This is a genomic window from Pseudomonas farsensis, assembly GCF_014268805.2.
In the GTDB taxonomy this organism is placed as follows: domain Bacteria; phylum Pseudomonadota; class Gammaproteobacteria; order Pseudomonadales; family Pseudomonadaceae; genus Aquipseudomonas; species Aquipseudomonas farsensis.
In genome coordinates this window covers 312,443-331,660 of the sequence record NZ_JABWRF020000002.1, presented here as the reverse complement: position 1 = coordinate 331,660, position 19,218 = coordinate 312,443, and the positions used below count along the sequence as shown (strand labels likewise).

At 65.1% G+C, this 19,218-nt stretch carries 15 protein-coding genes; 5 read left to right on the top strand and 10 right to left on the bottom strand.

The features are described 5' to 3' along the window. Positions 1-3: 3 nt before the first annotated feature. Positions 4-1,200: a class I SAM-dependent rRNA methyltransferase gene (locus HU719_RS10855; protein ID WP_186537474.1), complete on the bottom strand. Its 1,197-nt coding sequence runs from the start codon at positions 1,198-1,200 to the stop codon at positions 4-6. Between the two features lie 210 nt (positions 1,201-1,410). Here HU719_RS10855 and HU719_RS10850 point away from each other — a divergent pair, with 210 nt between their 5' ends. Beyond that, positions 1,411-2,229 carry an HDOD domain-containing protein gene (locus HU719_RS10850; protein WP_186523253.1) on the top strand — a complete coding sequence of 273 codons (819 nt, stop codon included), beginning with the start codon at positions 1,411-1,413 and terminating at the stop codon, positions 2,227-2,229. 3 nt (positions 2,230-2,232) lie between these two features. Further along, entirely contained in the window at positions 2,233-3,045 is an 813-nt protein-coding gene (gene mutM, locus HU719_RS10845) for a bifunctional DNA-formamidopyrimidine glycosylase/DNA-(apurinic or apyrimidinic site) lyase (protein WP_186523235.1), read from the top strand. Positions 3,046-3,581: 536 nt separating this feature from the next. On the opposite strand, the gene HU719_RS10840 is transcribed toward mutM, so the two are convergent. From HU719_RS10840 to tssA, 9 genes are all read right to left on the bottom strand, one after another. Then, on the bottom strand, positions 3,582-5,510 hold the full coding sequence (locus HU719_RS10840; protein WP_186518826.1) for a type VI secretion system Vgr family protein: 1,929 nt from the start codon (positions 5,508-5,510) through the stop codon (positions 3,582-3,584). An 11-nt stretch (positions 5,511-5,521) separates the two neighbouring features. Then, positions 5,522-8,197 carry a type VI secretion system ATPase TssH gene (gene tssH / locus HU719_RS10835; protein ID WP_186518828.1) on the bottom strand — a complete coding sequence of 892 codons (2,676 nt, stop codon included), beginning with the start codon at positions 8,195-8,197 and terminating at the stop codon, positions 5,522-5,524. Continuing rightward, the gene (tssG, locus tag HU719_RS10830; protein ID WP_186518939.1) at positions 8,190-9,239 is read right to left on the bottom strand and encodes a type VI secretion system baseplate subunit TssG; all 1,050 of its coding nucleotides are present in this window, start codon (positions 9,237-9,239) and stop codon (positions 8,190-8,192) included. Before tssG ends, tssH begins: the two co-directional genes overlap by 8 nt. Further along, on the bottom strand, positions 9,203-11,065 hold the full coding sequence (tssF, locus tag HU719_RS10825; protein ID WP_186518830.1) for a type VI secretion system baseplate subunit TssF: 1,863 nt from the start codon (positions 11,063-11,065) through the stop codon (positions 9,203-9,205). The genes tssG and tssF overlap by 37 nt, the downstream gene beginning before the upstream one ends. Beyond that, on the bottom strand, positions 11,062-11,577 hold the full coding sequence (tssE, locus tag HU719_RS10820) for a type VI secretion system baseplate subunit TssE (protein WP_186518832.1): 516 nt from the start codon (positions 11,575-11,577) through the stop codon (positions 11,062-11,064). The genes tssF and tssE overlap by 4 nt, the downstream gene beginning before the upstream one ends. A gap of 127 nt (positions 11,578-11,704) precedes the next feature. Beyond that, positions 11,705-12,193 (bottom strand): Hcp family type VI secretion system effector, encoded by a 489-nt coding sequence (locus HU719_RS10815; protein ID WP_186518834.1) that lies wholly within the window; start codon positions 12,191-12,193, stop codon positions 11,705-11,707. Between the two features lie 133 nt (positions 12,194-12,326). Beyond that, complete coding sequence (tssC, locus tag HU719_RS10810) at positions 12,327-13,820, bottom strand: type VI secretion system contractile sheath large subunit (RefSeq protein WP_186518836.1); 1,494 nt, start codon at positions 13,818-13,820, stop codon at positions 12,327-12,329. An 11-nt stretch (positions 13,821-13,831) separates the two neighbouring features. Continuing rightward, positions 13,832-14,347, bottom strand: a complete 516-nt coding sequence (tssB, locus tag HU719_RS10805; protein WP_186518838.1) for a type VI secretion system contractile sheath small subunit — start codon at positions 14,345-14,347, stop codon at positions 13,832-13,834. Positions 14,348-14,417: 70 nt separating this feature from the next. Further along, positions 14,418-15,455, bottom strand: coding sequence for a type VI secretion system protein TssA (gene tssA, locus HU719_RS10800; protein ID WP_186536628.1), 1,038 nt, complete (start codon positions 15,453-15,455; stop codon positions 14,418-14,420). A 396-nt stretch (positions 15,456-15,851) separates the two neighbouring features. On the opposite strand from tssA, the gene tagH reads away from it, so the two are divergent. The 3 genes from tagH to tssK are packed head-to-tail and all read left to right on the top strand — an operon-like array spanning position 15,852 to position 19,137. After that, positions 15,852-17,258: a type VI secretion system-associated FHA domain protein TagH gene (gene tagH, locus HU719_RS10795; protein ID WP_186536629.1), complete on the top strand. Its 1,407-nt coding sequence runs from the start codon at positions 15,852-15,854 to the stop codon at positions 17,256-17,258. Positions 17,259-17,295: 37 nt separating this feature from the next. After that, a complete protein-coding gene (gene tssJ / locus HU719_RS10790; RefSeq protein WP_186518845.1) occupies positions 17,296-17,787 on the top strand; it encodes a type VI secretion system lipoprotein TssJ in 492 nt (163 codons plus the stop codon). Positions 17,788-17,802: 15 nt separating this feature from the next. Further along, a complete protein-coding gene (gene tssK / locus HU719_RS10785; protein WP_186536630.1) occupies positions 17,803-19,137 on the top strand; it encodes a type VI secretion system baseplate subunit TssK in 1,335 nt (444 codons plus the stop codon). Positions 19,138-19,218 lie beyond the last annotated feature (81 nt).

The following is a 19,218-nucleotide window of genomic DNA, read 5'->3' as shown; positions in this document are numbered from 1 at the left end:
TGATCAGCTGTTCGGCAGCAAGCGGCAGGTGATGCTCTTGATGTAGCGGGTTTCGCCAATCGCCGGGTGCACCGGGTGGTCCGGGCCCTGGCCGCCGCGTTCGAGCAGTTGCAGGTTGCGGTCCAGGTGGCGGGCGCTGGTCAGCAGGATGTTGTTCAGGTCGTCTTCGGGCAGGTGCATCGAGCACGAGGCGCTGACCAGAATGCCGTCCTTGTTCAGCATGCGCATGGCCTGTTCGTTGAGGCGGCGGTAGGCGGCCTCGCCGTTTTTCAGGTCCTTCTTGCGCTTGATGAAGGCGGGTGGGTCGGCAATGATCACGTCGAAACGCTCTTCGGCGGCTTTGAGCTCGCGCAGGGCTTCGAACACGTCACCTTCGATGCAGGTGACCTTTTCGCTGATGCCGTTCAGCGCAGCGTTGCGCTCGACGCCGTCCAGGGCAAAGGCCGACGCATCCACACAGAACACTTCGCTGGCGCCGAACGCGCCGGCCTGCACACCCCAGCCACCGATGTAGCTGAACAGGTCGAGCACGCGCTTGCCTTTGACGTAGGGGGCCAGGCGTGCGCGGTTCATGCGGTGGTCGTAGAACCAGCCGGTCTTCTGCCCCTCACGCACCGGCGCTTCGAACTTCACGCCGTTCTCTTCCAGCGCTACCCAGTCCGGCACCTCGCCGTAGACCGTGTCGACATAACGCTCCAGGCCTTCGGCATCGCGCGCGGCGGAGTCATTCTTGAACAGGATGCCGCTTGGCTTGAGCACCTGCACCAGGGCGGCGATCACCTCGTCCTTGTGCGCTTCCATGGTCGCCGAGGCCAGCTGCACCACCAGAATGTCGAAGAAACGGTCGACCACCAGGCCCGGCAGCAGGTCGGAGTCGCCGTACACCAGGCGGTAGCACGGCTTGTCGAACAGGCGCTCGCGCAGCGACAGCGCCACGTTCAAGCGGTGCACCAGCAGCGACTTGTCCAGCGCCAGCTTGACGTCGCGCGACAGCAGGCGGGCGCAGATCAGGTTGTTCGGGCTCATGGCAACCACGCCCAGCGCCTTGCCGTTGGCCGCTTCGAGAATGGCCTGCTGGCCGGCCTTCAGGCCCTGCAGCGGGGTGGCTGCAACATCGACTTCATTGCTGTAGACCCACAGGTGGCCGGCGCGCAGGCGGCGGTCGGCATTGGCTTTGAGACGAAGGCTGGGCAGGGACATGACGTCGCTCCGGAAAAAAGAGCGGGAGTATACCGCGTTGCCCCGCTGCGCGCTGAGGGGCGCGACCAGACGCCTGTGGCAGCAACGATGACCGCAATGGGTGTGCGGGGGCGGCGACGGGGGTTAGAATCGGCTGTCCTCTTCGAGTAAGTACTTATGTCCCAGGAATTTACCGCCGAACAGATCCAGCAGGCCTTGCAAGGTATTGCCATTCCGCCCCAGCCGCAGATCATGGTTGACCTGCAGTTCGAGCAGTACATGCCCGACCCGGACCTGGAGACCATCGCCAAACTGATCGCCCAGGACCCGGGCTTGTCCGGGGCCTTGCTCAAGCTGGTCAATTCGCCGCAGTTTGGCCTTTCCAACAAGATCGGCTCGATCCAGCGTGCCGTTAACCTGTTGGGCAGCCGCTCGATCATCAACCTGATCAACGCGCAGTCGATCAAGGGCGAGATGACCGACGACACCATCGTCACCCTCAACCGTTTCTGGGACACCGCCCAGGATGTGGCGATGACCTGCCTGATGCTGGCCAAGCGCACGGGTATCCAGTCGCCCGACGAGGCCTACACCCTGGGCCTGTTCCACGACTGCGGCGTGCCATTGATGCACAAGCGCTTCCCCACCTACATGGAAGTGCTCGAAGACGCCTATGCCAAGGCGAGCGAAGAAACCCGCGTGGTCGACACTGAAAACCGGGCGTTCAATACCAACCACTCGGTGGTCGGTTACTTCACGGCCAAGTCCTGGCGCTTGCCGGAGCACATCAGCGGCGCTATCGCCAACCACCACAACGCCCTGGCGGTGTTCCGCGACGAGTCCTCACGCAATACCCAGACCCAGCTGAAGAACCTGCTGGCGGTGCTGAAAATGGCCGAGCATATCTGTGCGTCGTACCGGGTGCTGGGGAACCAGGCCGCGGACCATGAGTGGAATGTGGTCGGCAGCCTGGTTCTGGACTACATCGGCCTGACCGAATACGAGTTCCAGGAACTCAAGCACACCGCCCGCGAAATGGGCGGGCACTAAGCCATGCCGGAGTTGCCAGAGGTCGAGACCACCCGCCGCGGCATTGCCCCGCACCTGGAGGGCCAGCGCGTCAGCCGGGTGGTGGTGCGCGACCGGCGGCTGCGCTGGCCGATCCCCGAAGACCTCGATGTGCGCTTGTCGGGGCAGCGCATCGTCAGCGTCGAGCGGCGTGCCAAGTACCTGCTGATCAACGCCGAAGTGGGTACCTTGATCAGCCACCTGGGCATGTCGGGTAATTTGCGCCTGGTGGAGCTGGGCTTGCCGGCGGCGCGCCACGAGCATGTGGATATCGAGCTGGAGTCCGGCATGATGCTGCGCTACACCGACCCGCGGCGCTTTGGCGCGATGCTCTGGAGCCTCGACCCGCTCAACCATGAGCTGCTGCTGCGCCTGGGCCCGGAGCCGTTGACCGACCTGTTTGACGGCGAGCGGCTGTTCCAGCTGTCGCGCGGGCGTTCGATGGCGGTCAAGCCGTTCATCATGGACAACGCGGTGGTGGTGGGGGTGGGCAACATCTACGCCACAGAGGCGCTGTTTGCTGCGGGTATTGACCCACGCCGGCCAGCGGGCGGCATATCGCGGGCGCGGTATCTGAAGCTGGCCATCGAGATCAAGCGGGTGCTGGCGGCGGCGATCGAGCAGGGCGGCACCACGTTGCGTGATTTCATTGGTGGCGACGGCCAGCCGGGGTACTTTCAGCAGACGCTGTTTGCCTATGGCCGCAGTGGCCAGCCTTGCAAGGTGTGCGGCACCGAGCTGCGCGACGTAAAGCTGGGCCAGCGCGCCAGCGCATTCTGCCCGCGCTGCCAGCGTTAGAGGCTTCGCTGCAGGGCTTTTGTGGGGATAGTTCTGCGCAGGCTTTTTCCGGCCTCATCGCAGGCTATCGCCAGCTCCCACAGAAATCGCGCACGGCCGCAAAATTGAGGTATGGCGCAAGTCCCTGTGGGAGATTCCATGGTTTCGGGCAAGTCGCTTTTGATTGTGTAGGAGCGGCCTTGTGTCGCGAAAGGGCTGCGAAGCAGCCCCAGCGATTCTGGTGGTTGCTCAGATCCTGGGGCTGCTTCGCAGCCCTTTCGCGACACAAGGCCGCTCCTACACTGACCGCGTAGACGGCATCGATATGGGGTGGGCGAGCTCTGTGGGAGATCACCCAGCCTTTCCGGGCTGCGCTGTCGCGCAGAGAACTGGGCGTGGGAGCGGGCTTGCCCCGCGATGCGATGTTGGCAGTGCCATCGCTATCGCGGGGCAAGCCCGCTCCCACGTTTCGATGCAAATCAGGTAGTTAGCGTTTGTTCTATGAGAGCTGGCGCCAGCCTGCGATGAGGCCGGTGCAGGTTGGTACAGAACCCTGGCTACTTGTCGAATACTTTCTTCACCCGCCCGGCAATCTCTCCCTTGTCGCCTTGCCCGGAAGCCTTGGCCTGGGGCCCGCCGCCGACGTTCAGGTCGAGCTTGCCGCCGGTGTTGATCACGCCGTTCTCGCCCGCATGGATGTTGAAGTTCTTGCAACTGATGTTGATATTGCCGTCGGCCAGCAGCTCGATCACGCTGTCGCCACACACCAGGCGGATCTTGTCGCCGGCGTCCATCACATAGCTGGCGCTGACGCTGTCGCGCTTGTTGCCGCCCACCTGCAGGGTGTCGTGCTGGCGCACTGAGCGGATGCGGTCCTGGCCAATGGTGGCAATTTCGATCATGCCGACGGTCTTGACCCGGCTGATACCCACCGCCAACGTCTGGTTCTGCTCCACCACCGTGTCCATGTTGCGCTCGGCATGCACGTACAACTGCTCGGCGCCCTTCTTGTCTTCCATGCGGATTTCGTTGAAGTTGGCCGGCGTGCCGCCCTTGCTCGAACGGCTCTTCATGCCGCTTTGCGTCGCGTTGCCGGGCAGGTCGTAGGGCACCGCCTGTTCGGCGTTGTACACCCGCCCGGTAATGATCGGCCGGTCGGGGTCGCCTTCAAGGAAGCTCACGATCACTTCCTGGCCGATACGCGGCACCTGGATCGAACCCCAGTTCTTGCCGGCGGTGGCCTGCGACACACGAATCCAGCACGAGCTGTTCTCGTTGGACTGGTCGTGCCGGTCCCAGTGGAAGTGCACCTTCACCCGACCGTATTGGTCGGTCCAGATTTCCTCGCCAGCCGGGCCTACCACCACCGCGGTCTGCGGGCCTTTGACGAGAGGCCGCAGGGTGCTGCTGACCTGCCGGTAGCTTTGCTGCGCGTCGATGCAGCTGAGGTTGCTCTCGAACTGCGCCGCGCCGCTGCCCGCGCCGCTTTCAAGGCGCTCCTGGTGCACGTAGTAGCGCGCCGCGACGATCAGGTATTCGCGGTTCTGGTCAGGGCGGCTGAAGCCTTCGAGGCTGAACAGATGGCCACTGCCCAGGCCCCGCGCGTTACCGCGCAGTTCGACGCGCTCGTGCAGGCTTTGCAGCGATTCCAGGCGGGTGCGGGCGTAATGCTCGCCGTCCTGGGTCTGCTCGTAGGCGCCGGGGTAGTCGTACAGCGGATAGTCGCCGGCCTGGTGCGGGCGCGGCATGGCCGAGCGCACGTCGATACGCGCGCTGGGCCGCTGGAAGTCGTAGTCGTTGAGCTCAAGCGACCCCGGCTGGACTTCCTGGGCCAGGTGCCAGTCGTTGATATGGTCGCGTTCGCGGTGCTGGCCGTCGGGCGGGTAATACGGCACGGTCTCGTAGCCCGGCGCCTTCTGGTGCGCGCCGTAGGCGTCGGCCAGCACCAGCACGTGGCGCTCCTGTTCATGGCGGAAGAAGTAGTAGATGCCTTCTTCCTCCATCAGCCGGCTGACGAAATCGAAGCTGGTTTCGCGGTACTGCACGCAGTATTCGCGCTCGCGGTAGCTGTGGCTCAGGGCGTCTTCGAAGTCCGAGAAGCCCAGGTCACGGAACACCTGCTTGATGATCTGCGGCACGCTCAGGTGCTGGAAGATGCGGCAGTCGCTGGTGCGGCTGAGCAGCCACAGCCACGGCCGCAGGGTCACCCGGTAGCTGGCGAATTGGCCTTGGTCGACCGACTGGCTGCAGCGCGCGACGATACCGTGAAAGTGCCGCGAACTGCCGGCGCTTACCTGCACGCTGAGGCTCATCGGCTTGCCCAGCAACTGGTTGAGGTCGATGGACGGGTCGTCGCTGGTCAACTGCAACTCGTAGTCGAACAGGCGGCCGAGCTCTTCGCTGCCGCCCATTTCGGCGAGGATCAGTTTGTCCGGCCCCAGCGGGCTGTTGATCTGCGCAAGGCGCGTGAACTGCTTGAACAGCATCGTCGGTCTCGTCAGTCGGCAGCGCCGAAGTCATAGTGCAGGTCATTGTCGCGGCGGCTGATACTCACGCTCGCCAGTGGCTTGCCTTCGAGCAGGCGGGTCAGGAACTCGCGGCTCATGTCCGGCAGCAGGCCGTTGGTCAGGATGGTGTCGATCATGCGGCCACCGCTTTCGGTTTCGGTGCAGCGCGAGACTATCAGGTCTACCACGCCGTCATCGTAGGCAAAGCCGACCTTGTGCGTGCCCTCGACGCGCTTGCGGATACGCTCCAGCTGCAGGCGAGTGATGGCCTTGAGCATGGCGTCGCTGAGCGGGTAGTAAGGGATGGTCACCAGGCGCCCGAGCAGTGCCGGCGGGAAAATCTCCAGCAGCGGCTGGCGCAGCGAAGTGGCCACCGCCTCAGGGTCGGGCAGTGCCTGCGGGTTGTTGCAGGTGCGGGCGATCAGCTCGGTGCCGGCATTGGTGGTCAGCAGGATCAGCGTGTTGCGGAAATCGATCTGGCGGCCTTCGCCGTCTTCCATGACGCCCTTGTCGAACACCTGGAAGAAGATTTCGTGCACGTCGGGGTGGGCTTTTTCCACCTCATCCAGCAGCACCACGCTGTATGGCCGGCGGCGCACGGCCTCGGTCAGCACGCCGCCTTCGCCGTAACCGACATAGCCGGGTGGGGCGCCCTTGAGGGTCGAGACGGTGTGGGCTTCCTGGAACTCGCTCATGTTGATGGTGATCAGGTTCTGCTCACCGCCGTACATGGCCTCGGCCAGGGCCAGCGCGGTCTCGGTCTTGCCCACGCCGGAGGTGCCGGCAAGCATGAACACGCCGACCGGCTTGTTCGGGTTGTCCAGGCCTGCGCGGGAGGTCTGGATGCGCTTGGCGATCATTTTCAGCGCGTGGTCCTGACCAATGATGCGCTTGGCCAGGTGGCTGTCGAGGTTGAGCACCGTTTCGATTTCGTTGCGCGCCATGCGCCCGACCGGGATGCCGGTCCAGTCGGCGACCACCGAGGCCACCGCCTGGTAGTCCACGGTCGGCAGAATCAGCGGGCTTTCGCCTTGCAGCGCGGTCAGGCGCTGTTGCAGGTCGATGAGTTTTTCGCGCAGCTCATGGCTGCCTTGCACCTCGACTTCCTGGTCGACCACACCCACCTGCTCGCGCAGTTGCGCACGGGTGGCCAGCAGTTCGTCGACCAGCGTTTTTTCCTCGGCCCAGCGGCTTTCAAGCCCCGCCAGGCGCTCACGTTCTTCAATCAGCAGGGTTTCGGCCAGGCGCTGGCGCTGTTCGGTGGCAACGCCAATGGCCGCTTCGCGGGCGATGATCGCAAGCTCCACCTCAAGCGCTTCGATGCGCCGGCGGCTGTCGTCGACCTCGGCCGGCACCGCGTGCAGGCTGATGGCCACGCGGGCGCAGGCGGTGTCGAGCAGGCTGACCGACTTGTCGGGCAACTGGCGCGCCGGAATGTACCGGTGCGACAGTTTCACCGAGGCTTCCAGGGCTTCGTCGAGGATCTGCACCTGGTGGTGTTTTTCCATGGTCGAGGCCACGCCGCGCATCATCAGCAGGGCCTTGGGCTCGCTCGGCTCGTCCACTTGCACCACCTGGAAGCGGCGGGTCAAGGCTGGGTCTTTCTCGATGTGCTTCTTGTACTCGGCCCAGGTGGTGGCGGCCACGGTGCGCAGGCTGCCGCGCGCCAGTGCCGGCTTGAGCAGGTTGGCGGCATCACCGGTACCGGCTGCGCCACCTGCACCTACCAAGGTGTGGGCTTCGTCGATGAACAGGATGATGGGTTTGGGCGAGGCCTGGACGTCTTCGATGACCTGGCGCAGGCGCTGTTCGAACTCGCCTTTCATGCTGGCACCGGCTTGCAACAGGCCGACGTCCAGGCTGCGCAGCTCGACGTCCTTGAGCGCTGGCGGCACGTCGCCGGCCACGATGCGCAGGGCAAAACCTTCCACCACGGCGGTTTTGCCGACGCCGGCCTCACCGGTAAGAATCGGGTTGTTCTGCCGGCGGCGCATGAGGATGTCGACCAGTTGGCGGATCTCTTCATCGCGGCCGACGATAGGGTCGAGCTTGCCGCTACGGGCCTGTTCGGTCAGGTCCACGGTGAAGCGCTTGAGCGCTTCCTGCTTGCCCATGGCCGCAGGAGCCACGGCGCCGCTGGCTTCGCCGGGCGCACCGGCGCTGAAGCCGTCGCTTGCGGCCAGGCCGTTTTCGGGCGAATCGCCGACGTATTCGTCGAAACGCTCGGTGAGGCTGTCGATCTTCAGCTTGGCGAACTCGCTCGACAGGCCCAGCAGCGCGTTGCGCAGGCTCGGCGTCTTGAGGATGCCCACCACCAGGTAGCCGGTGCGCACCTGGCTTTCGCCGAACAGCAGGCTGCCGTACACCCAGCCACGCTCGACCGCTTCTTCAACCTGCGAAGACAGGTCGGTGATCGAGGTCGAGCCACGCGGCAGGCGGTCCAGGGCATCGGTCAGGTCACGGGCCAGGCGCGCCGGCTCGACGTTGAACTGGCGGATGATGCGGTGCAGGTCGCTGTCTTGCAGTTGCAGCAACTGGTGCAGCCAGTGCGCCAGCTCCACATACGGGTTGCCGCGCAGTTTGCAGAAGACGGTCGCGGCCTCGATGGCCTTGTAGGCGACGCTGTTGAGCTTGCCGAACAGCGCGGCGCGGCTGATTTCACCCATGATCCTGGCTCCTTGTGTGGGGGGCGGCGACCGGCTGCTCGGCGTAGTACCGGGCAAGCTTCAGGTCGCGTGCATCGTGCGAGGGGCGGCCGACCCAGGTATCGAACCCGAGGCGCTGGCCTGCGTTGAGTTGCAACGCAGGCACGTGTGCCTGCGCAAGAATCAGATTGAGGTCCCAGTCCAGTTCCTGGCCCAGGTACTCGGACACCCACGCTGCCAGCTCGACGAACGCCTGCCCGCCGGGCAACAGCGCGTGATACTGGTCCAGGGTCAGCGGGCCAAGGCACAGGCGGAACTTGTGCTGGCGGTCCCAGACGTAGCGGCCCAGGCACAGGTCCATGCCCAGGCGGTTGGCGCGCACGCCGAGCTGGCTGCGTTCGGGCAGCTCCAGCCATTGGCCGACGTACTCTTCAAGCTTGACCGGCACGCCGAAGTATTCGCCCAGGATGCTGCACAAACCGTCCGGGTAGCGGGTCTGTGCGCCGAGGTGCCCCGACCAGTGCAGCTTGGCAGTGTCAGCCAGCGGGCCTTGGCCTTGCAGCTCCGGCTGGCCACGGCCGCTCAGCGCTGCCAGGCGCGCAGCCCAGTAGTCATCGCCTGGGCGGTCATGGCTGACGGTGGGCCGGGCTTCGGCCCAGGCGCGGTAGAACAGGCTCAGCAGGCGGTGGTGGAAGATATCCAGAAAACGCTTGCTGGTGGGGTCGGCGTGGTTGCGCTGGCGCTCGCGCATGTACTCGGTCAGGTGCAGCGGCAGCGGGCCGTTGGGGCCGCCCAGGCCGAAGAAGAACTGCTCCAGGCGCGGCGGGCCGGCTTCGCCTGCGCTGACCGAGGCCAGTGTGGCTGGGGCGAAGCTGCAATCCAGGCGCTGGCCCAGGCGCACCGGCTCATCTGCCAGGCGCAACGAATGGCCGAAGCGCGGCAGCTCCGGGTTTTCTGCCTCAAGGCGGCGCAGCGCCTGGAAGAAGTCGTACTCCCAGGGCTCGGCCTGCATGGCCTGGAGCGTATTCACAGGGTAGGCCTGCGCCCGGGCTTGGCTTTCCAGCGCATGATCTCGCCTCGTTCGCTGGTGCGCAGCACGGTTTCGGTAAAGCTGTTGATCGACACGTAGCGGGTCAGGAAACGCTCGAACACCGCCCCGAGCAGAAACACCCCGGTGCCGCGGAAGGCGTTTTCATCGAAGGTCAGGGTGATTTCCAGGCCACGGCCAAAGACGATCGGCCCCGGCATCGGCAAGCGCCGCGTGCACGGCTTGCTGCTGACCTCGCGCAGGCCGTCGATCTGCAATTGCAGGGCGCTATCGTGATGGTCGCCATACAGGCGCAGCAGTTCGCGCAGGGCGGCAGCGCCCTGGCCTTGCTCGGCCAGCGACAGGTAGTTCAGCGACAGCTGGCTGATCAGGCGCCAGGCGCGGTTGTCGTGGGCGTGGCTGGCCTTTGGCCGGCTTGGCCCGGCCAGGCAGCGCACGGCGGCCACGGGGGCACTGTCGGCCAGGCTGAAATCGCTGCGCCCGTCGCCAACGTTCATGAACAGCGGCAGGTCGCGGTTGCTGCACAGCGCGCTGATGCCCAGCTGGCGCAGGTCGTGGCGGTACGGCGCCTGTTGGCCATCGACCAGGCTGACGAAGGTCTCGCTGCCCATGTAGCTGGAGCGCGTGCCGTTGCGTCGTTGCTCGCTGGACAGCACGCGCGGCTCGCGGCGCACGATGTAGTAGGCCTGGTCGCGGCCATAGCGCGACGGGTCGCGCACGGCATAGAAGGGCAGGAACGGCTGGTCGGGGCCGGTGCCGTGGCCGGTCACCTGTTGCAGCGAGTGAATCTCGAAATCGGTGGGCCGGGTGCGGTCGGCGATCACATGGTGCTCGTTGACCCGGTCGGTCAGGTGCAGGCGGTCGACCCGGCGCGGGAACAGGTTGATCGCCGGGGTGCAGAACGGCACGAACTGCGCCGCACTCACGCTGCTTTCAAGGCTCTGGTCGAAGCGCTCGAACAGCACCAGGATTTCCAGCTCCTGGCCGTCGCAGCGTTGCACCGCCCGTTGCAGCCCGGCCACATCAATGAACAGAAAACGCTGCGGCAGGGCGAAGTATTCCTGCAACAGCCGGTAACCCTGGAACGCCTGGGGCACCACCGGCAACGCCGCTTCGGCGTCATCGAAGCCGCACGGCAGCAGGGCTTGCTCGACCGGGATGCGCTCGACCCAGTCGGCACCTGGCTGGCGCACGAACACCGCGCAGGCGCTGCCGAGCAGTTGCTCGTAGAGGCGATACGGGGTTTCGTCGGCGCCGTTGAGGTACAGCGGCAGGTGCGTCAACGGCAGGCTGGAAAACGGGATTTCCGCCCCGCTGCGCAGGGTCAGGCGCAGGCCGGCACGGGCCTTGGGTTCGCTGGTGGCCAGGCGCCCAAGCACCGCGCCGGGGTTGCCGAAATACTCGGCGCGGGCTACTTGCAGTGGCCACAGGGTGACGTCCTGGGTGCTGCGAAACTCGCACGGGGTTTGCGAGTTGCGGCCCAGGTTGGCGCGCAGCACGCTGCCGCGCGGCAGCGGGAAACCTGCCGCCAACGAGCCTTCGTCGGGGTCGGTCTGCAGCTGCACCACGGTCATCGACGGGGTCGGCGCCAGGTAGTGCGGGTAGGCGATTTCGAGCAAATTGTGGGTGAAGGTCGGGTACTCGGCGTCGAGTTTCAGCTGAACGCGCGCGGTCAGGTAGGCGAAACCTTCAAGCAGGCGCTCGACGTACGGGTCGGCGCATTCGATGCCCGACAGCGTCAGGCGCCCGGCAATCTTCGGGTATTCCTTGGCGAACTCGGCAGCGCCTTCGCGGATGTGCTGCAGTTCCTGGTTGTACAGTTCGAGCAGGCGCGGGTTCATGTGCGCCTCCTGCGGTCGGCGGGCGCTACGCGCACATGGCCCGATTCGAGGTCGACGTCGGTCTGCAGCAGCAACGGCAGCGCCGCTGGCTGCGCCCACAGGTCGCCTTCGATTTCGAAGCTCAGGGCGTTGGCGTTCATCTCGCCGGGTGCAGCCTGCGCCCGTACCTTGAGGGTGTGGGCAAGGATGCGGGGTTCGTAGGTAGCGATGGCCTGATGGATGATGCGCTCCAAGGCGGTCAGGTCGATGTTCGAGGCACTGTTGCCGGCCAACGCAGGCAGGCCGTAGTTGATCACCGAGGCACCGGCTGGGGTGTTCAGGGTGGCGGCGCTGTCGAGCAGGGAGGTGGTGTTGAGCAGCCAGGCCAGGTCACGCAGCACCGAGGCCTTGAGTTGCTGCAGGCTGAGCACGCGCTTGTCGGGGGCTTCCTGCGGGTTGCCCGGTTCATCGTCGGTGAGACGATCGAGCAGCGAGGGTTGCAGGCGGTCGCGGGTGGCGAGTTCGGCTACCACTTCAAAGACACTCTCTCAGTGAGCGTTGATACCGTGGGAGCGGGCTTGCCCCGCGATGGCGACGGCACGGACAGTACGGTCTGCCGGCCGGCGCATCGCGGGGCAAGCCCGCTCCCACGAAGGGCTGTCAGATTTTGACGTTGGAGCGGATGTTCCAGCCGTACTTGATCGGGCCGCCTTCTTTGGAGCCGTCGGCTTTCTGCGGCTGGTAGTCAACGGTGACCTTGGCGAAGTTCAGGCTGACGTTTTCGGTCAGGCGGTCATCGCTGCCCGAGCCACCGGTGCTCAGCGAGCTGATGATGACTTCTTCGAGGTTGATGATGAAGTACTCGACCTGGCTCTCGCCGCCGGCTTTACGCACGGTCAGCTTGACCTTGTCGATGTGCTTGCCGCTGGAGCAGTGCGCCATCAGGTTAGGGCTGGATTTGTCGACGTACTTGGTGATCGACAGGTCCTGGATGTTGACCTTGCCCGAACCGCCGCCGCTGCCCATGTGCATGTTGCCGGACTGGGACATGCCCCAGCTCCAGTTCAGCACGTCGATTTCGTCCTTGTGGCCTTTGTCATGGGACTCGCCCTTGATGTCGCCGATCTTGATGAAAATATCTACAGCCATGATGTCCTCGGAGTTTCGCGTCGATTAACAATCTGGTGTTTGGGGGCTGCTTTGCAGCCCTTTCGCGACACAAGGCCGCTCCTACATAGAGCGCCTTGGTGCCGCAAAGGGCGGCAAAACGATCAGGGGGCTATCAGGCCCCTTTGGCCGAAGGCAGCTTCGATACCAGGCGCAGCGACACGGTCAGCCCTTCGAGCTGGTAGTGCGGGCGCAGGTAGAAGCGCGAGTTGTAATAACCCGGGTTGCCTTCGACTTCCTCGACCACCACCTCGGCAGCCGCGAGCGGATGCTGGGCCTTGGTGGTCTCGGTGGAGTGCGCCGGATCGCCGTCGACGTAGTTGAGGATCCAGTCCTGCAGCCAGCGCTGCATCTCGTCCTTTTCCTTGAACGAGCCGATCTTGTCGCGAACGATGCACTTCAGGTAATGCGCAAAGCGGCAGGTGGCGAACAGGTACGGCAGGCGCGCAGCCAGGTTGGCGTTTGCGGTGGCGTCCGGGTCGTCGTATTCGGCCGGCTTTTGCAGCGACTGGGCGCCAATGAAGGCAGCAAAGTCGGTGTTCTTTTTATGCAGCAGGGGCATGAAGCCGTTTTTCGCCAGCTCCGCCTCGCGGCGGTCGGAAATGGCGATTTCGGTCGGGCACTTCATGTCCACGCCACCGTCGTCGGTGGGGAAGGTGTGCGCCGGCAGGCCTTCCACTTCACCGCCCGACTCGACGCCACGGATGCGCGAGCACCAGCCGTAGTGTTTGAACGAACGGTTGATGTTCACCGCCATCGCGTAGGCGGCGTTGGCCCAGGTGTACTTGCTGCTGTCGGCGCCGTCGGTGTCTTCTTCGAAGGCGAAGGCCTCGACCGGGTCGGTCTTGGCGCCGTATGGCAGGCGCGCCAGGAAGCGCGGCATGGTCAGGCCGATGTAGCGCGAGTCTTCCGATTCACGCAGCGAGCGCCAGCCGGCGTATTCCGGGGTGGTGAAGATCTTGGTCAGGTCGCGCGGGTTGGACAGCTCCTGCCACGAGCCCATGCCCATCACCGTTGGCGAGGCTGCCGAGATGAACGGGGCGTGCATCGAGGCGCAGACCTTGGACATTTCGCCCAGCAGCTCGACATCCGGTGGCGACTGGTCGAAGTAGTAGTCGCCCACCAGGCAGCCGTAAGGCTCGCCGCCGAATTGGCCGTACTCTTCCTCGTAGAGCTTCTTGAACACCGGGCTCTGGTCCCACGCGGTGCCTTTGAATTTCTTCAGGGTCTTGTGCAGGTCGTTCTTCGAGATGTTGAGCACGCGAATCTTCAGCTGCTCGTCGCTCTCGGTGTTGTTGACCAGGTAGTGCAGGCCACGCCACGCGCTTTCCAGCTGCTGGAAATCGTTGTGGTGGATGATCTGGTTGACCTGCGCGGTGAGCTTCTGGTCGATGGCCGCGATGATCTGCTCGATCGAGCCGATGGCGTCGTTGGACACCAGGTTGGTCTGCGCCAGGGCCTGTTCCGCCAGGGTGCGCACCGCGCTCTCGACGGCTTCCTTGGCGCGCTCGGTCTTGGGCTTGAACTCCTGCAGCAGCAGGCTTGCGAACTCGCTTGGGTCCTGGGTGGCCGTCTGCTGGGCCTGGGTGTCGCGCAATGTGTCGGTCATGGGCTGGCTCCTCAGGCGCTCGGCTCGGAATCGGCGGGTTTCGGTGCGCTGGCCAGGGCCTGCAGCAGGGCCGGGTCCTTGATTGCCTTGAGGATGATGTCCTCGGCGCCAGTCTTGCCGTCCATGTAGGTCAGCAGGTTGGCCAGCTGGGTGCGGGCTTCGAGCAGTTGGTTCAGGGCATCGACCTTGCGCGCCACGGCCGCTGGGCTGAAGTCGTCCATGCTCTCGAAGGTGATGTCCAGGCTCAGGTTGCCTTCACCGGTCAGCTCGTTGGGCACGTTGAAGGCCACACGCGGCTTCATGGCCTTGAGGCGCGAGTCGAAGTTGTCGACATCCACCTCAAGGAACTTGCGGTCGGCAACGGCTGGCAGCGGCTCGGCAGGCTTGCCGGCGAGGTCGGAAAGCACGCCCATGACGAAGGGCAGCTGGACCTTTTTCTCGGCGCCGTAGAGTTCTACGTCGTATTCGATCTGGACCCGCGGCGCACGGTTGCGCGCGATGAATTTCTGGGAGCTGTCTTTCGCCACGTTGTTCCTCCTGCTCGCCGATGCGGCGGCTCTGTTCGTTGCGGGCGTCGTTGTTTAAGCGGGCGAGGCGTCAGTAGTCGCCTTCAGGCCCGCGCAGGTTCTCGAATTGCGACATGCCATCGGGGATCAGGTCGCGCACGATGGTCGCAAAATCGGCATTGACCAGGTTCTTGGCCCGGCGCAGCAACACCGGCAACGGGCTCGAAGGCTCGTGGCGGGCGTAGTACTGCAACAGGCGTTCAAGGCATTGCTGGACGTCTTCGCGGCTGTTGACCTCGCCCGGGCGGGCGGCAGGGCGAGGCGCTGCGGCCTGGGCCTGCGATGGCGAGTAATCGTCGTTGCTGGCCCAGGCGTCGTCCGCGGCGGCGGTAACTGGCGCTGCGCCCTCGGGGCCGTATTCGTTGAGCACCTGCTGCACCTGGCGCAGCGGCTGGCGCAGGGCCGACAGGTCGACGCCGCTGGCAGAGCCAACCTGGTCGTTGACCCGGCTTTCGATGCTGTCGAGCGCATCACGCGCCATTTGCAGCGCCTGCTGGCACTCCAGCAACTGCTCGGGGTCGGCGTCGCGCAGGGCGGCGGCGAGTTCTTCGGGGCTCAGGTGTTCGCTGGCAAAGTGCTGTACGCCACCGGCATGCAGGGCGGCGCGCAGGGTAACCGGGCCGAAGGTGCGCGAGCGCACCAGCACCGCGTCGCGCAGCAGGCCGATGTTGGTGTCGCAGGTGAGGCCGGCCAGGGCATTGACGCGCACAGTGGGGTCATTGTCGTCGGCGGCGTCCAGCTGCGGGTGCAGGTACAGCCAGTATTCGGCGAGCAGGTCGCGGATCAGCTCAAGGCTGGCGGCCAGGCCCGGCAGGCCATGCAGGGCCAGGTTGGACTGCACCAGAAAGTGGGTGATGCGCAGGTCTTTGCTGCGCTGCAACAGGTCGGTACAGGCTTGCTCGATGGCGCGCCACTGGGGCGGCTCGGCCGGCTGCACGGCATCGCCCATTACACGCTCGGGGCGGCCCTGGGCGTCACGCTCCAGTTGCAGAAAGTCGGCGTCATATTCGAGGTCGTCGCCACAGGGGAAGTCTGCGGAAACAGCGGCGAGCAACTGCGGCGAGTTCACCTGAATTCGATCTCCATATCGGCCCGTGGCGCGGGCTGGCGTTCATGCGAGGCAACTTTTGTGAGCAAGTGCACAAACTTTTCAAAGAGCACCTGGGTGATATCACGGTGATATCATTTTGGTACTCCGAAGTTGCGCATTTATGGTTTATTTGTAAACAAGTGTCAAGGTAAGCTATGCGCCGCGAATGGCGGCTGTGAACCAGTTGGCACGGCCATTGTCCATGTGTCGGGTGCCATCAAAGTGCCTCATCTTTCGGGTTCCATCTGGCCCGGCAAATCCTGAGACAAGGCCCGCGGCCTAACGTTCCCAGGCCGGTTCGAGGTTTGTAGGCACGCTCTGTCAACCCATCCATACGGGTGGGCGCAGCGTTTCACACATATGCATGGAGGCATGATGGCGCTTTGCCTAACAATCACCAGCTACCACAAGATCACGCCCGGGCAATGCCCGGAAAAGTTGCTGGAGAACGGTGCCATCACTGTTGGCCGCTCTGCGGACAATGATTGGGTACTTCCCGACCCTGAACGCCTGGTTTCATCCCAGCATTGCGTGATCCAGTTCAAGGACGGCCGTTACTACCTGACCGATACCAGTACTAACGGTGTGGAATTGGTCAATGCCGGTATTCGTCTGCGCCGTGGCAACAGTGAGCCACTGATGAACGGCGAAGTTATCCGTATTGGTGAATATGAAATTCAGGCGCGCATCGACGCGAGCCTGGCGATTGCCGTGGACGGGCAGCCGGGCGCCAACAGCTTTGAAGCGCTGATGGCTAACCAGGTGTCGTCACCGGCCATGACCGAGGCGCCGATTTCGGGCGCGCCGGCTGCGTTTTTGCAAGGGGCGTCGAGCCACGACACCTTGCCGGACCTGTTCGATTTTCTTGGCCCTGCGAGCGTGGCCCCGGTCAGCCAGCCTGACCACGTGCCGGCCCAGCAGCACGACTTCCGCCCGCCGGCGCCGGTTGCGCCGCCGCCTGCGCCCGCACCGGCACCCACTGCCCCAGGGGTGATCCCGGCGGACTGGAACCCGTTCGACGATGCCCCAGCGCCGGCCCCGGCCCCGGTATTCGCGGCACCCGCTCCTGCGCCATTCATTCCAGAGCCTGCGCCTGCGCCCGAGCCGCTGCGCAGCGTAGAGCCCATGCCCGCGCCTGCTCCTGCTCCCGTGCAGCCCGTAGCCGCCCCGGCGCCGGCCCCGGCAGCCAACAGCGATGCCCTGTTGCAGGCCTTCCTGCGCGGCGCCGGTATCGAGCACCTGCGCATCGACGCGGTTGACGCTGCCGCGCAGATGGAGTCCATCGGGCGCAGCTACCGGCTGATGGTCGAAGGCCTTATAGATGTACTGCGTGCGCGCAGCAGCCTAAAAGGCGAGTTCCGTATGCAGCAGACCACCATCGCCCCGGTGCAGAACAACCCGCTCAAGTTCGCTCCCAATGCCGACGAAGCGCTGTTGCTGTTGCTGCGCCACGGCAACCAGGCGTTCATGCCGCCTGACCAGGCGGTAAGCGACAGCTTCGATGACCTGCGCGCTCACCAGCTGGCGGTAATGGCCGGCGTTGAAGCGGCCATCAAGCACCTGTTGAACCGCTTCGAACCTGCCCGCCTCGAGGAGCGCCTGGCACCGGCAGCCGGCCTTGCCAAGCTGTTCGGCGGCTCGCGCCAGGCCCACTGCTGGCAGCAGTTCACCGCCCTTTACAGCCAGATATCCCAGGAAGCCGAAGACGACTTCCAGGACCTGTTCGGCCGTGAATTCAGCCGCGCCTACCAGGCCCAGAACAACCGTATGCAACGCCCCTGAGGCGCACAGGAAGACACCACACGTCATGAGGACGAGGATGAACGCAACACGACTGATCGCAGCCCTGGCCATGGCGCTGCTCAGTGCCTGCAGCAAGGATGCGCCGGTTGAGCCCGCGGCGGTTGCCGCAGCACCCGCCGTTACCCTGTATTTCAGTGCCGCCGAAGGGCTCAACCCCGGCGCAACGGGCACCCCTGCGCCGGTGCGTGTGCGCATCTTCGAGCTGAAGAACACCGCCGCCTTTGCCCGTGCCGACTATTTCTCCCTGGCCGACCGCGCCCAGGCCACCTTGGCTGCCGACCTGATCGACCAGGACGAGGTGCTGCTGCACCCCGGCGAGCAGCTACGCCTGGAGCGCCCGCTGGACCCCGCCACTCGCCATATCGGCCTGGTGGTGGGTTACCGCGAAGTCGACCAGGCGCAATGGCGCAGCGTGCTGCCAGTACCGCCGCGTGACTATCAGATCAGCCTCGATGTGCGTGCCGTGCGCAGCGCCGTGGCCACCCCACAACCTGAGCCTGCCCGCTAGGCAATCGGAGTACCCATGTCCTGGAACAATCGCGTGGTCTGGTCGGAAGGCATGTTCATCACGACCCAGCACTTCCAGCAACACGACCGCTATCTGGAAAACTTCGTCGACGCCCGCAGCCGCCCGCTCAGTGCCGCCGCCTGGGGCTTCTCGGAGCTGCTGATCGACCAGGGCCTGCTGGCCCAAGGCAAGCTGGCCATCCTCAGTGCCCGCGGCCTGCTGCCCGATGGCACCCCGTTCGATATCCCCCGCGACGACCTGCCGCCTGCGCCGCTGGACGTACCAGACGACCTGCGCGACGGCGTGATCTACCTGGGCCTGCCGCTCAAGCGTGCCGGCGCCCGCGATACCGTCGATGAGGGCGAGGCGGCCGATGGCGCGCGCTATGTCAGCCGCATCAGTGAGGTGCGCGACGACAACGCCCCGTTTGAAAACCGCGTGCCCCTGGCCCTGGGCAGCCGCGCCCTGCGCCTGCTGCGCGCCGAAGATGGCTTGAGCGACTACGCCGCCTTGGGTGTGGTGCGCATCCGCGAGAAGCGCGCCGACCGCGCGCTGGTGCTGGACGAACGCTACATCCCGCCACTGCTGGATATCACCGCCAACACGCAGCTGTCGGGTTTCCGTGGCGAGCTGCTAGGCCTGCTGCACCAGCGCGGCGAGGCCCTGGCCGGGCGCGTGGTGGCTTCGGCCAATGGCGGTGCGTCGGAAATCGCCGACTTCATGCTGCTGCAGCTGGTCAACCGTGCCCAGCCACTGGTCGAGCACCTCAACCAGTTGACCCCGCTGCACCCCGAGCGCCTGTACAGCGAACTGGTGGCCCTGGCTGGCGAGTTCGCCACCTTCACCCGCGATGGCCGCCGCCCAGACACGTACCCGGTGTACCAGCACGATGACCTGGCAGCCACCTTCACCCCGGTGATGGCGGCGCTGCGCGAGGCGCTGTCGATGCTGATCGACAGCAAGGCGGTGGCCATCCCGCTGGTCGAGAAGGCCTACGGCATTCACGTCGGCATGCTCGCCGACCGCAGCCTGCTCGACAGCGCCAGCTTCATTCTGGTGGTGCGCGCCGATGTGCCCAGCGAAACCCTGCGCAGCCGTTTTGGCCAGCAGAGCAAGATTGGCTCGGTGGAACACATTCGCGACCTGGTCAACCTGCAACTGCCGGGCATTGGCCTGCTGCCGCTGCCGGTGGCGCCACGGCAGATCCCGTTCCATGCAGGCTCGACCTATTTCGAGCTGGACCGTGGCAGCGAGCACTGGAAGCAACTGCAGCACTCGGGCGGCTTTGCGTTCTATGTGGCGGGCGAGTTCCCTGGCTTGAACCTGGCTTTCTGGGCGATCCGCGGATGATGCTCAACCCGATCACGCGGCAGGTCGCCCAGCCCTTCGCGCTGCACCGCCGCGCAGAAAACCGGGGCGTGGGAGCGGGCG